At 66.9% G+C, this 12,870-nt stretch carries 14 protein-coding genes; 6 read left to right on the top strand and 8 right to left on the bottom strand.

Going from position 1 to position 12,870, the window contains the following annotated elements:
- The first annotated feature begins 2 nt into the window (after positions 1 to 2).
- Positions 3 to 875 carry a DNA-methyltransferase gene (locus AC3ANU_RS09065; RefSeq protein WP_018768581.1) on the top strand — a complete coding sequence of 291 codons (873 nt, stop codon included), beginning with the start codon at positions 3 to 5 and terminating at the stop codon, positions 873 to 875.
- Here AC3ANU_RS09065 and AC3ANU_RS09060 read toward each other — a convergent pair.
- Positions 872 to 1,720 (bottom strand): PHP domain-containing protein, encoded by an 849-nt coding sequence (locus AC3ANU_RS09060; protein ID WP_018768582.1) that lies wholly within the window; start codon positions 1,718 to 1,720, stop codon positions 872 to 874. The genes AC3ANU_RS09065 and AC3ANU_RS09060 overlap by 4 nt on opposite strands.
- Positions 1,721 to 1,800: 80 nt before the next feature.
- Between AC3ANU_RS09060 and AC3ANU_RS09055 the strand changes: the two genes are divergently transcribed.
- On the top strand, positions 1,801 to 3,375 hold the full coding sequence (locus AC3ANU_RS09055; RefSeq protein WP_056394082.1) for an aminopeptidase P family protein: 1,575 nt from the start codon (positions 1,801 to 1,803) through the stop codon (positions 3,373 to 3,375).
- Between the two features lie 140 nt (positions 3,376 to 3,515).
- Here the strand turns inward: AC3ANU_RS09055 and AC3ANU_RS09050 are convergent, their stop codons facing one another.
- The gene (locus AC3ANU_RS09050; protein ID WP_488315860.1) at positions 3,516 to 4,517 is read right to left on the bottom strand and encodes a YflT domain-containing protein; all 1,002 of its coding nucleotides are present in this window, start codon (positions 4,515 to 4,517) and stop codon (positions 3,516 to 3,518) included.
- Between the two features lie 77 nt (positions 4,518 to 4,594).
- On the opposite strand from AC3ANU_RS09050, the gene AC3ANU_RS09045 reads away from it, so the two are divergent.
- The 3 genes from AC3ANU_RS09045 (at position 4,595) to AC3ANU_RS09035 (ending at position 7,773) form a co-directional block, all read left to right on the top strand.
- Positions 4,595 to 5,878, top strand: coding sequence for a magnesium transporter MgtE N-terminal domain-containing protein (locus AC3ANU_RS09045; RefSeq protein ID WP_026265667.1), 1,284 nt, complete (start codon positions 4,595 to 4,597; stop codon positions 5,876 to 5,878).
- Positions 5,862 to 6,554 (top strand): DUF1003 domain-containing protein, encoded by a 693-nt coding sequence (locus AC3ANU_RS09040; RefSeq protein WP_018768586.1) that lies wholly within the window; start codon positions 5,862 to 5,864, stop codon positions 6,552 to 6,554. The genes AC3ANU_RS09045 and AC3ANU_RS09040 overlap by 17 nt, the downstream gene beginning before the upstream one ends.
- A gap of 61 nt (positions 6,555 to 6,615) precedes the next feature.
- The gene (locus tag AC3ANU_RS09035; protein ID WP_488315859.1) at positions 6,616 to 7,773 is read left to right on the top strand and encodes an Mrp/NBP35 family ATP-binding protein; all 1,158 of its coding nucleotides are present in this window, start codon (positions 6,616 to 6,618) and stop codon (positions 7,771 to 7,773) included.
- 30 nt (positions 7,774 to 7,803) lie between these two features.
- Here AC3ANU_RS09035 and AC3ANU_RS09030 read toward each other — a convergent pair whose 3' ends face one another.
- The 3 genes from AC3ANU_RS09030 to sigE all read right to left on the bottom strand — a co-directional run bounded on the left by AC3ANU_RS09030 (position 7,804) and on the right by sigE (position 9,799).
- On the bottom strand, positions 7,804 to 8,208 hold the full coding sequence (locus AC3ANU_RS09030; protein WP_018768588.1) for a twin-arginine translocase TatA/TatE family subunit: 405 nt from the start codon (positions 8,206 to 8,208) through the stop codon (positions 7,804 to 7,806).
- 69 nt (positions 8,209 to 8,277) lie between these two features.
- The gene (locus tag AC3ANU_RS09025; protein WP_018768589.1) at positions 8,278 to 9,177 is read right to left on the bottom strand and encodes a hypothetical protein; all 900 of its coding nucleotides are present in this window, start codon (positions 9,175 to 9,177) and stop codon (positions 8,278 to 8,280) included.
- A gap of 7 nt (positions 9,178 to 9,184) precedes the next feature.
- Positions 9,185 to 9,799 (bottom strand): RNA polymerase sigma factor SigE, encoded by a 615-nt coding sequence (gene sigE / locus AC3ANU_RS09020; protein WP_026265669.1) that lies wholly within the window; start codon positions 9,797 to 9,799, stop codon positions 9,185 to 9,187.
- A gap of 229 nt (positions 9,800 to 10,028) precedes the next feature.
- On the opposite strand from sigE, the gene AC3ANU_RS09015 reads away from it, so the two are divergent.
- Positions 10,029 to 10,661 (top strand): O-methyltransferase, encoded by a 633-nt coding sequence (locus tag AC3ANU_RS09015; protein ID WP_018768591.1) that lies wholly within the window; start codon positions 10,029 to 10,031, stop codon positions 10,659 to 10,661.
- A gap of 58 nt (positions 10,662 to 10,719) precedes the next feature.
- Here the strand turns inward: AC3ANU_RS09015 and AC3ANU_RS09010 are convergent, their stop codons facing one another.
- From AC3ANU_RS09010 to AC3ANU_RS09000, 3 genes are all read right to left on the bottom strand, one after another.
- Positions 10,720 to 10,887, bottom strand: coding sequence for a DUF3117 domain-containing protein (locus AC3ANU_RS09010; RefSeq protein WP_009357720.1), 168 nt, complete (start codon positions 10,885 to 10,887; stop codon positions 10,720 to 10,722).
- Between the two features lie 233 nt (positions 10,888 to 11,120).
- Positions 11,121 to 12,377, bottom strand: coding sequence for a hypothetical protein (locus AC3ANU_RS09005; protein ID WP_018768592.1), 1,257 nt, complete (start codon positions 12,375 to 12,377; stop codon positions 11,121 to 11,123).
- Positions 12,374 to 12,829, bottom strand: coding sequence for a DivIVA domain-containing protein (locus tag AC3ANU_RS09000; RefSeq protein ID WP_056394094.1), 456 nt, complete (start codon positions 12,827 to 12,829; stop codon positions 12,374 to 12,376). The genes AC3ANU_RS09005 and AC3ANU_RS09000 overlap by 4 nt, the downstream gene beginning before the upstream one ends.
- Positions 12,830 to 12,870: the final 41 nt, after the last annotated feature.

The following is a 12,870-nucleotide window of genomic DNA, read 5'->3' as shown; positions in this document are numbered from 1 at the left end:
CGATGACTGACACTGTTTGGGCGCCGGACGGCGGCAGCCTGGTGGTACACGCTGACAACGCGGAGTACCTCCCCACGCTGCCGGACGGCGCCTTCACACTGATTTACGTGGACCCGCCCTTCAACACGGGCAGGCCGCAGCTGCGCCAGGAAACCAGGATGGTGGTTAACGCCGGCGGCAGCGGGGACCGCGTGGGCTTCAAGGGCCGCTCCTACGACACCATCAAGGGCGCCCTGCACCGCTACGATGACGCGTTCAGCGACTACTGGTCCTTCCTGGAACCCCGGCTGGTGGAGGCATGGCGCCTGCTGGCCGACGACGGAACCCTCTACCTGCACCTGGACTACCGCGAGGTGCACTACGCCAAAGTGATGCTTGATGCGATCTTTGGCCGCGAATGCTTCCTGAACGAGATCATCTGGGCCTACGACTACGGCGCGCGGGCCAAAAACCGGTGGCCCACCAAGCACGACAACATCCTGGTGTACGTCAAGAACCCGGCGAAGTACCACTTCGACAGCGCCGAGGTGGACCGCGAGCCGTACATGGCGCCTGGATTGGTAACGCCTGCCAAGCGCGAGCTGGGAAAGCTGCCCACCGACGTCTGGTGGCACACCATCGTCTCACCCACCGGCAAGGAGAAGACCGGTTACCCCACGCAGAAGCCGGAGGGCCTGGTCAGGCGGGTGGTGGCCGCCTCGAGCCGGCCCGGTGACTGGTGCCTGGACTTCTTCGCCGGCTCCGGAACGCTGGGGGCCGTTGCCGCCAAGCTTGGCCGGAAGTTCGTGTGCGTGGACCAGAATCAGCCCGCCATTGACATCATGGCCAAGCGGCTGGGCGCGCACGCCACCCTTGCCTCGTTCCAGCCCAGCTAGGGCCGGACGACGGCGGCTCCCGTGCCGAGTGCCTCGATCCGCGCGAGCATGTCGGGTGCCGTGAGGTTTTCGCCGAGCAGGTTGGGCTTGCCGGTGCCGTGGTAGTCGGAGGAACCGGTAATCAGCAGGCCGTGTTTGGCCGCGAGCCTGCGCAGGAAGTCCCGGCCCTCTTCCGGGTTGTCCCGGTGGTCGATCTCCAGGCCGGCCAGCCCGGCGTCGATCATGTCGCGGTAGGTCCGCTCCCCCACGATCCGTCCCCGTGCGGACGCCACAGGGTGGGCGAACACGGGCACGCCGCCGGCGGCACGGACAAGTTCGACGGCGGTGGCCGGGTCCGGAGCATAGTGCGGGATGAAGTACCGGGACCGGGAGGTGAGGATGGAGGCGAAGGCTTCCGAACGGTCCTCCACCACGCCCGCCGCGACGAGGGCGTCTGCGATGTGCGGCCGTCCGAGGGTGGCGCCGGGTGCCACGTGGTGGATCACGTCATCCCACGTCAGCGGGTAGTCCTCCGCCAGGATGGTGACCATCCGTTCGGCCCTGGTGAGGCGGGAATCCTTGGCCTTGGTGATTTCCTCCAGGAGGCCGGGATGGGTGGGATCATGCAGATAGCTCAGCAGGTGGACGCTGATGCCCTCCTCCGTCCGGCATGAAACCTCCATGCCCGGTACCAGTGCCACCCCGCAGGTTGCTGCGGCCGCTGCCGCCTCCGCCCAGCCTGCCGTGGAGTCGTGGTCGGTCAGGGCCACCACATCAAGGCCGGCACGCGCGGCGGACGCCATGACATCGGCGGGCGTTTCGGTACCGTCGGAAACATTGGAGTGGGCATGCAGGTCAATCCTCACTGGTCCAGCGTAGTGGACCACGGCCCCGGGACCCGGCTGTCCTGTTCGCTTAGCCGGGATGCTGGTGAGACGATGGTGCCGTGAACGATGCCGAAAACACCCAGAACTCTGCTTCCCAGCCGTTGGAGGAGCGCGTCAACAACCGCTCGCAGCGGCCCAGTTCCAACGCTTTCAAGGCCTTCATGGCCAGCAACTGGGCGCCGTCCAGCCAGGAGCTTCCGCAGCGGGACGCCGTCGCCGGATACGCCGCTGCCCGGCGCAAGGCGATCTCCGCCCTGTTCAACGGCGAACGCCTGATCATCCCCGCGGGGCCCCTGAAAGTCCGTTCCAACGACTGCGACTACCGCTTCCGCCCGCACTCCGGCTTCGCCCACCTGACCGGGCTGGGCCTGGACCACGAACCGGATGCCGTCCTGATCCTGGAACCCGTGGCAGAAGGAACGGGCGACGACGGCGGGAACCACCGCGCGACGCTGTACTTCCGGCCGCTGGCCGGCAGGGACACCGAACAGTTCTACGCCGATTCCCGCTCCGGCGAGTTCTGGATTGGGGCCCGCCCCACCCTGGAGGAATTCGAGGCCCGCCTGGGACTGGCCACCGCGCACATCGACCAACTGGAAACGGCCATCACCAAGGATGTGGGCGCCCCGGAGATCGGCGGAATCTCCATCCGCCTGGTCCGCAAAGTGGACGAGAACATTGACGCACTGGTGGACACGGCCCGGTACAACACGGCCAGGGACCCTGAGAACCTGGACCTTGGCGTCCTTGATGCCCTGGACGAAAAGCTCAGTGAGGCCCTTTCCGAACTGCGCCTGCTCAAGGATGAGTGGGAAATCGAGGAAATGAAGATCGCGGTGGCGGCCACCGTCGAAGGCTTCGAAGAAGTGGTCAAGGCACTTCCGCGGGCACTGACGCATGCCCGCGGCGAGCGGGTGGTGGAGGGAGCCTTCTTCGCCCGCGCCCGCGAAGTGGGCAACGAACTGGGTTACGACACCATCGCAGCATCCGGCAACAACGCCACCGTGCTGCACTGGACCCGCAACACCGGACGCATCCACGCCGGCGAGCTCCTGCTCCTGGACGCCGGTGTCGAGGCCGACTCGCTCTACACTGCAGACATCACCCGGACGCTTCCGGCCAGCGGCTCCTTCAGCGACATCCAGCGCAAGGTCTACCAGGCAGTCCTTGATGCTGCCGACGCCGGGTTCGCCGCTGCCCGGCCGGGAACCAAGTTCCGTGACATCCACACCGCCGCCACCACCGTGCTGGCAGAACGCCTGGCCGAATGGGACATCCTGCCGGTCAGCGTGGAGGAGGCCATCAGCCCCGAGGGGCAGCAGCACCGCCGGTGGATGCCGCACGGCACCAGCCACCACCTGGGACTGGACGTGCACGACTGCGCGCAGGCCAAACGCGAACTCTACCTGGACGGCATCCTCACCGAAGGCATGGTCTTCACCATCGAACCGGGCCTGTACTTCAAGAAGGAAGACCTGGCGATTCCCGAGGAATACCGCGGCATCGGCATCAGGATCGAGGACGACATCCTCATGACCGCTGACGGCCCCGTGAACCTCAGTGCCGCCCTGCCGCGGAAACCGGAAGACGTGGAGGACTGGATGGCCGGCATCTACCGAACCGAAGAAGCCTGACCCCGGCCGGAAACAGCAAAGAGCGGGGCCGCCGGATTCGTTCCGGCGGCCCCGCTCTTTGCGTTGGCGCTCCCAGGTTTCCTTGGCTTTCAGGTTTCCTTGGCTTTCAGGCTTCCTGGACCTTGGCTGCTCCGGCCGTCCTACTCCCGGTGGTCGCCGTGGTGCTGGTCCCCGTCTTGGCCATGCCGGGCGTCAGGTTGGTGTTCCGCGTTCTGTCCTGGCGCAGGCTGTCGGGGATCTGGCTGTCCTGGCTCTGGCTGTCCTGGCCCTGGCTGTCCGGCGCCGGGACCCTGCGGCAGGCGCACGCCGTACTGCGGGCGGCCATCCGGCAGGTCCGGGTAGCGGACGGCCCGGACCGGGCTTGCCGGCTGCGCCGGCTGGTGCTGGCCGCCGTCGTATTGCTGCCCGCCGTGCTGCTGCCCACTGTGCTGCTGGCCGGCGTCGCCTGCGTAGCCACTTCCGTCCTGGGCTGATCCATCCTCGGCGGCTGTGCCGGCGGACCGCTGGCCGTAGGGATCGTTCCATCCGGCGGGACGGGCAGGGCCCTGCTGCTGCCCCGGCTGCTGCTGGTGCTGGTACGGCTGGTTGTAGTAGTCGTGCTGTGTGTACGGCCGCTGGCCCGCTGCCGCGTCCGAACGCGTCATGGGCAGCTGCTGCAGCAGGCGCCGCGCCTCGTGGGCGGCCTCCGGCGCAACGATCACGTCATAGCTCGTTGCCACCACCTGGCTGGTGGACGTGAAGTCCCGCTTGCCGCGCTGCATGGCGTACGTGACGATGCCGAAGAGCATGAAGAACGCCGCACCCATCAGCACCGACGTCATGATCGAGAAGTAGCCGGGCGAGGGTGCGAAGAAGGACAGCATGACGCCGACGAACAGGCCGAACCACATGCCGCTCAACGCCCCCGACAGCGCCACCCGGGGGTAGCTGAGACGCCCGGTGACCCGCTCCACCATCTTCAGTTCATTGCCCACGATGGAGACCATCTGGACCGGGAACTGCTGGTCCGCCAGGTAGTCAACCGCTTTTTGGGCGTCGAGGTAGGAAGTGTAGGAGCCAACGGTGTCGCCGGTGGGAACAGCCCGGGCATCGTCCGGTCCGTTCGCGGCGCCGGCCCTGGGAGGACCAAAAATGTTCGACATAACCCCATTCTTGCCCATCAAGGTGGGTGCTGCCTGTAAATTCAGCTAAAAGAGAGCAGACTCGGTAGCCTGTAGTGGTGAGCACAACACCTACTCGCGTCTTCGTGGCGCGCCTCCTGGGCCTCGATGTCTTCGACCCGCTGGGCGACCGGCTGGGCCGGCTGCGCGATGTTGTTGTGCTGTCCCGCGGAACCCAGGGAGCCCCCCACGTGGTGGGCATCGTGGTGGAAGTACCGGGAAAGAAGCGCGTCTTCGTGCCCATGACGCGCATTACCTCGATCGACCAGACCCAGATCATCTGCACGGGCCTGGTCAACCTGCGCCGGTTTGAACAGCGCGGAGCCGAAACGCTGGTGGTGGCGGAGATGTTCGACCGCAGGGTCACCCTCCGTGACGGCAGCGGGGACGCCACCATCGAGGACATCGCCATCGACCAGCACCGGTCCCGCGACTGGTTCGTCAGCAAGCTTTTTGTCCGGCGCGGCCACTCACTGTCCCCCTTGAGCCGGCTGCGCCGCAACGAAACACTGATCATTGACTGGGCGGACGCCCAGCAGGGGCCACGCACCGAGCCGCAGGCAGCCACACAGTTCGTGGCCAACCACGAGGACCTCAAGCCCGCTGACTTCGCCGAGGCACTGCAGGAGATGAGCGACAAGCGCCGGTTCGAAGTGGCCAGCGAACTGCAGGACGAGCGGCTGGCCGACGTCCTCCAGGAGCTTCCCGAGGACGACCAGGTGGAAATCCTCTCCGCGCTGGATGTCCAGCGCGCCGCCGACGTCCTCGAGGAGATGGACCCCGACGACGCCGCCGACCTCCTCGGCGAACTCCCCTCCGCCCAGGCAGAGGAACTCCTCCAGCTGATGGAACCCGAAGGCGCGGAGGACGTCCGCCGCCTGCTTGAATACGACGAGGACACCGCCGGCGGCCTGATGACTCCGGTACCGGTCATCCTGCCGCCGGAGGCCACGGTTGCCGAAGCCCTGGCCCACGTCCGGCGGGAGGAGCTCTCCCCTGCGCTGGCGTCGTCGATCTTTATTGCCCGGCCGCCGCTGGAAACCCCAACCGGCCGCTTCCTGGGTGTGGTGCACATCCAGCAGCTGCTGCGCTTCCCGCCGTTCGAGGCTCTGGGAAACCTGGTGGACAAGAACCTCGAGCCGTTGTCCGACCAGGCCCACATCAGCGAAGTGGCACGGACCCTGGCCACCTACAACCTCAACTCCCTCCCGGTGGTCAACGACGCCGGCCGGCTTGTGGGGGCGGTGACTGTTGATGACGTATTGGATCACTTGTTGCCGGACGACTGGCGCGCCCATGATGGCGAAGCCCCGATAAGAAAGCTCGGTGGCCGCATTGGCTGATAACAGCGCCCCGAAGAACCCCAGCCAGCGGAACCTGGCCAACGCGGAATCAAAAGGCAGTCTCGATACTCCCTTGAGCGCGCGGCAGCGGATCCTGCCCAAGTTCTCCCCGGATCCGGACGCATTCGGCCACGCCACCGAGGGCTTTGCCCGGTTCATGGGCACCCCGCAGTTCCTGGTCTACATGACGGTGTTCTGTATTTTCTGGCTGGGCTGGAACACGTGGGCGCCCGTCGAGTGGCAGTTCGATTCAAGGGACCTTGGATTCACCCTGCTGACCCTGATGCTGTCGCTGCAGGCTTCCTACGCCGCGCCCCTGCTGCTGCTGGCGCAGAACCGGCAGGATGACCGCGACCGCGTCTCGGTGCAGCAGGACCGCCAGCGCGCCGAACGCAACCTGTCCGACACCGAGTACCTGACCCGGGAACTGGCCTCCCTGCGGATCGCCCTGCGCGAGGTAGCCACCCGCGACTACGTCCGCGCCGAGCTGCGGTCACTCCTTGAAGACCTGCTGGAAGCCCAGGAGGAACTGCGGACCCACGATGACACGGGCCCCGGTTCGCACGAATCCCCACGGGACAAGGTCAAGGACAAGCTGCGCGAACAGCGGGACCGGCAACGCAGCCCGCGCACCCAGCAGATCCCCCGGGTGAAACCGGGCCACTCTGCCCAATGACCGCCAGGCCGCCCTCCGGCAGGCCCGCCGCCGCATCCGTACGAAAGCCGAGGCTCCTCCCATGAGCGCCCCCATCGATCCCGCTGACTCCACCCAACCGGCACTGGCACAGGCCGTCAACAGCGCCCTCGCCACCGTGATCGATCCCGAACTCCGGCGCCCCATCACCGAACTGGGCATGGTGGACTCCGTCCAGGTTTCCGACGACGGCAAGGTGAGCGTGGCGGTCCTGCTCACCATTGCCGGCTGCCCGCTGCGGGACACCATCACCGCCGATGCGCAAAAGGCCCTTTTCGCAGTCCCCGGCGTCACCGCCGTCGACGTCGAGCTCAAGGTGATGGACCAGGCCCAGCGCGATGCCCTCAAGGAGAAGCTGCGCGGCGCCGGCGGCCAGCGCAAAATCCCCTTCAATGAGCCCGATTCCCTCACCAGGGTCTACGCCGTGGCCAGCGGCAAGGGCGGAGTGGGCAAGTCCTCGGTCACCGTCAACCTGGCCACGGCCCTGGCTGCCCAAGGCCTGCGTGTGGGCATCGTGGATGCAGACGTCTACGGCTTCTCCGTCCCTGCGCTGATGGGCATCACCCAGAAACCCACCCAGGTGGACGACATGATCCTGCCCCCGGTTGCGTACGGCGTGAAGGTGATCTCCATTGGCATGTTCGTCACCGGCAACCAGCCGGTTGCCTGGCGGGGACCCATGCTGCACCGGGCCCTGGAACAGTTCCTCACCGACGTCTACTTCGGCGACCTGGACGCCCTGTTCCTGGATCTCCCGCCGGGTACGGGTGACATCGCCATTTCCGTGGCCCAACTCCTGCCCAAGGCCGAAATCCTGGTGGTCACCACGCCCCAGGCGGCGGCGGCGGACGTTGCCGAACGCGCTGGCGCCATCGCCACCCAGACGGGTCAGAAGATCGCGGGCGTCATCGAGAACATGTCCTACCTGGAGATGCCCGACGGCGGCCGGATGGAACTGTTTGGAAGCGGCGGCGGGGCGGTCCTCACCGAACGCCTCAGCGCCACGGTCGGGGCGGAGGTACCGTTGCTGGGCCAGATTCCCCTGGACATCCAGCTGCGCGAAGGCGGGGACTCGGGGGTTCCGATCGTGCTGGGCCAACCTGCTTCGCCGGGCGCTGTGGCGCTGGCCGGCATCGCAGGGCAGTTGGCCGCAAAACCCCGTGGCCTTGCAGGGATGAAGCTGGGACTGCAGCCGCGCTGACCGGGCCGGAACTGGCGGGGCGCGAAAACCCTAGGTGGCTTCGGTGTCGAAAGGGGCTGCATCGCCAGGGGCCAGCCTCTGCACGACTCTTTCAGGCCGCTGCGGGGCTGCATCCGCCACGGCCGCGGCGCCGGAAACTGCTGCCACGGCGGCCGGAGCATTTGCGCTGACGGGCTTGGTGTCGTCGTCGAGCAGTGCTTCCTTGATGATGCGGCGGGGGTCGTACTGGCGGGGGTCGTACTTCTTCCAGTCGACATCGTCAATGTCGATGCCCACTTCTTCCTTGATTTGTTCACGCGCCCCGGAAGCCATGCGGCGGAGTTCCTTGACCAGGTTTGCCAGCTTCTGGGTATATTCCGGCAGCCGCTGGGGGCCGATCACCAGCACGCCGATGATCAGCAGAAGGATGAACTCCGGGCCGTTGATTCCAAACACTTTAGGAAGATTACCCTCTCCGGGCTGCGAGTGACGATTCCCGTCCGGCGGACGGGATAACAGTCTGCATTACTGGGTGAACAGGGCAGCTATCTTGTTGATCCCGCGCTCCAGCCGCGACTCCAGGGGCTCCGGTGCCGGCGTCACTGTGGTGTCGGGCACGGCGGCGGCAACCCCTTCCGCCGCGGTATCGGCGTACTGCTTGAGCATGGGCAGGGCATCATCTGCCTGCTCGGGGGGCAGATCGGAGCGGTAAGTGATGGTGAGGCCGGCGGCCCGGTAGGTGGCGGACCAGGGAGAGGTGCTCGAAACCTGCATTGGACCACCTTGGCCGGCGGAGCCCTCCCCCGCCGGGGCGCCCGGAGCCGGTGTCGCGTTGCCGGCCGGTTGATGATCAACCGGGTGCTGTTCCGTGACGGTGGCGTGATGGGTACCGTCGGTGAGCCGCAGCTCCACTGCAGGTTGCCCGTCAACCACCAGCGCCCTGGCCGCTTCCACATGGAATCCCATGGCCTGCAGTTCGGGGCAGGCCCACCCCTCGGAACGCAACGTGGCCAGCTGCGCGGCGGTCAAGGTCCGGCCGTCCGCAGGGGTCTGGGACGAGACGTGCGAAAAGGCTGCTTCGGTCCCCGCCCGTTCCCCGGCCGCAGGGTCTCCCGCTGCCGTGAAGGCCCCTACGGCCAGCACTCCGGCCGCTGCCATGGTTCCGCCCGCGGTGAATGCAAGTGCCCGGGCGGCCACACGGGAGGTCCCGCCCTGATGGGCAGGGGCGGGCGGCTGGGCTGCCAATTCGTGGGTGCGGGTCAGCAGCCGCGCCGTCAGGTCCTGGCTGGCGGGCGGAATGGGAGCATCGCGCAGACGCTCCAGGTACTGCCGTTCCCGGCGCACGGCCGCAGCACACTCCTGGCAGGCCTCAAGGTGGCTGCCGCTGCGCTGATGCCTGCCGCCGAAAGGAAACTGGGACTTCATGTGCCGTTCAGAGGATGCCGGCGATGCGTGGCATCGCAAGCTTGCGGCGGGACTGCTGCGGGCGGGGGTCGCGGTGGGCCAGCTTTTCACGGAGCATGGTCCTGCCGCGGTGGATGCGTGAGCGGACGGTGCCCAGCTTCACGCCCAGGGCCTCGGCGACTTCGTCGTAGGACAGCCCCTCGAGGTCGCACAGGACCACGGCGGCACGGAAGTCCGGCGGCAGTTCCTCCAGCGCCGCCTGTACGTCCAGGTCCAGGTTGTTCAGCTCGAAGCTCTGCTCCGGCCCCGGCTCACGGCCGGGCAGCCGGGACTCGGCGTCCTCCGCGAGGGCGTCGAAACGGATGCGGGTCCTGCGCCGGGCCTGGTCAAGGAACAGGTTGGTGGTGATGCGGTGCAGCCAGCCATCGAGTGTTCCTGGCTTGAAGTTCTCCAGCGACCGGAAGACGCGGACAAACACCTCCTGGGTGAGGTCCTCGGCGTCGTACTTGTTTCCGGTCAGGCGGTACGCCAGCCGGTACACCTTTGCGGAATGGTTGGTGACCACTTCTTCCCAGGTGGGACGGACCCACTCATCGTCGGGATTGTTTACTGCAGGGACAGGTGCCACAACTGAAGATGACATCGTCCACTCCCCTCGTGAAATGCTAACGCCCGGATACTGTTGACATCTCTGATTCGGCGCCGGTCACCTTTTGGATGAGCGGATATCAATCATGTCAAACTTGGCTGGGAATTTCCTGACCATTGGCAAACTTCAGCCTTCGGCGCAACGGCCGCTTTCCCGGCCGGCCGGCCCGAACACAGTAGGCTTGAGGAGACATTCCCCCCTTACGCCCAGAAAGCGATAATTCATGAGCGCCGACAAATCCAGCAGCTGGTCCTATGCAGAAGATCTGCCCGCTGAGGATGAGGTTATGCTTCGGGCCCGGGAACGTTCATTTGAATTGGGAGTAAGCGCCATCAGCCCCGGCGTGGGGGCCGTCCTGACGGTGCTGGCCGCCGCCTCCAAAGCCCAGACCGCCGTCGAGATCGGCACCGGCGCCGGCGTCTCCGGCGTCTGCCTGCTGCGGGGCCTGGGACCGCACGCAGTCCTGACCACCATCGACGTGGATGTGGAGCACCTGAGGGCCGCCCGCGAAGCGTTTGCGGAGGCCGGCAGTCCCGCCAACCGCACCCGCACCATTTCCGGCCGTGCGGGCGACGTCCTGCCACGGCTGACCGATGGCGCCTACGACCTCGTCTTCATCGACGCGGACAAGCCGGGCCTTCCGGGCTATGTGGAGCAGGCCATCCGGCTGCTGAAGCCCGCGGGGCTGCTGGTCATCAATGACGCGCTGGACAAGGACAAGGTTGCCAACCCGGCGGGCCGGGAGGCCACCACGGTGGTCCTGCGGCAGGTGGGCAGGGCAATCCGCGACGACGACAGGCTGGCGTCGGCAATGCTCCCCACCGGCGATGGTCTGCTGGTGGCAGTCAAGAAGTAAGCCTCCCAAAAAAGGACAGGGTGCGCAGCCCGCGGGCCGCGCACCCTGTCCGGTACGACTATTCGGTAACGCCTACCAGGCATTCCTTGAGGTTGGCTGCCTCGGCAGCGTTCAGTTCGACCACCAGGCGTCCGCCGCCTTCGAGCGGGACGCGCATGATCAGGCTGCGGCCCTCCTTGGTGACTTCCATTGGGCCGTCGCCGGTGCGTGGTTTCATAGCCGCCATGAGGAATTCCCCTCCATTTTGTCCCAGGACTGATCAGCCCGGGCGGGCTGTGTCCGCATGTCGATCAGGCCGCTATGGCGGGGTGGTGGTGCCACCGCCAAGGCTGCGCGTTTTCTGAATGCTTTTGTCCTTGCTTACCTATCATTATCGCGGAATTACCCGTACGTAGCTAATCGATGGACATTTTCCGGCAACTGTTATTTCCCGGCTGACCTGCGCGGAAGCCTGATTTGTCAGGGCGGATAATCCCCTCCGCCGGGAAGCTGCGCCCAGGCCCAGAGCCAGACGATCCAGACCATCTGAAGCAGCAGGAACATCACCACCACCGTGCCCCGGTAAGCCCTGGAACGGGACAGGAACGCCGCCCCCAGGGCCAGTGGAAACAGCGGCAGCAGCATCCTGAAGGTGCTGGTTTGCGGATGGAGGAACATCAGCAGGTAACCCATGTAGCAGGCGCACCAAAGCCGCAGTTCGACGCCGAGCCGCACCACCGGGGGAAGGAACAGCATGGCAATGAACAGTGCCACGAAAACCACGGGGGCCAGAAGGCCCAGCACGGGGCCGAAGAGTTCGACGCCGGTGTCGAACCACGGCTGGAAGGGGACCAGGTCCTGGCCCCGCCACACCGTCTCGGTTTTGGTATAGGCCTGCGGGTCGCCCGTCGCTGCCCAGGCGGCGGCGGGCCAGGCCAGCGCGGAAACGCCTGCGACGGCGGTGAGCCCTGTCAGTGCCGCCAGGTCCCGGAGGGAATGGGCTGCTTCATCCGCGCCGCGCTGCCGCCCCTTCCGGATGTGCGCGGCGGCGCGGAAGACCAGCAGCAGCCCCGCCATGGCGGCGAAGGGGACGCCCACCGGCCGGGACAGGCACAGCAGGAACACCACGGGGATGGCCCAGAGGTACTGCCGGCGTACTACCAACAGCAGGGCCGCGGCCAGCAGCAGGAGTGACAGCGGCTCGGCATACGGGACCTGCAGCACGGCGGAGACGGGAAAAGTCGAAAAGAACGCTACCCCCCACATGGCCGGCACGTGTGCGGCCTTCTGCCGGAAGAGCGTGTAGACCACCAGGGCGGCCGCCCAGCCGGCCAGCATGGCGATGAGGGTCAGCGAGGCGGCAGGGTTCAAGCCGGTGAGGCGGCTAAGTCCACCGGCCAGTGCAGGATAGAGCGGGTAGAAAGCCCACGTATTTTCCTGCACATTGCCGGCGGCATCCGTGGGAAGGATTGACGGGTAGCCGTTGGCGATGACCTGGGCGTACCAGCGGGCGTCCCAGATGTTGATGAAGTTCCAGTAATCCGGCTTGGGCGGGAACCAGGGGTTGACGCCCTGGTGGAGCGCCGCGGCCATGAAGATGCAGGCCGAAACGAGGCGTGCGGCGGCATACAGGCCGGTGACCTGGAGCCACCACGGCCAGTTGCGGACGGCTGAGGCCAGGCGCCGGGCCAGGGTGCCGGCAGAGGGCGGAGCGTTGCGGGGGGCCACCGTGCTCACAGGCCGCCCTGTCCTGGCACGGCAACCTCGTCGGCCTCCCCACTCCCGGCGTTCCCGCTGCCTGGCACTTCAGGTGCCCTCCCGCCGGGTGCCGCGGGTCCGCCGTCGGAAGCCTGCTCCCCCGCCTGCTCCATGGCAGCCAGCCGGATACGCAGCTCCGCCAGCTCGGTGTCCCTTGCGGTCAACTGGTCCCGCAGCTCGTCCAGGACCTGGTCCACCTGGTCCATCCGGTAGCCGCGCAGGCCAAGCGAAAAGCGGATCTGCTCAACGTCTTCCGGAGCGGCACGCTCCGGAAGCAGCACGGGCGGCAGGTTGGCGGGCGGCTCGTCGAATCCCCCGTCCAAAAGGGCGGGCAGCGCAGCCCCACCGGTCTTGCGGGCGCGCCGGCCCAGGCCGGCCCAAAGGACGGCCGCCACCAGCACGACGGCCAGGAAAACGAGGAAGAAGCTCACGGTTCCATCGTGCCAGACCGGCGGCCCGGACTTTGGCCTGC

The sequence above is a fragment of the Arthrobacter sp. SDR-2R genome, assembly GCF_057747955.1.
This window is presented reverse-complemented; position numbering and strand designations above follow the sequence as displayed.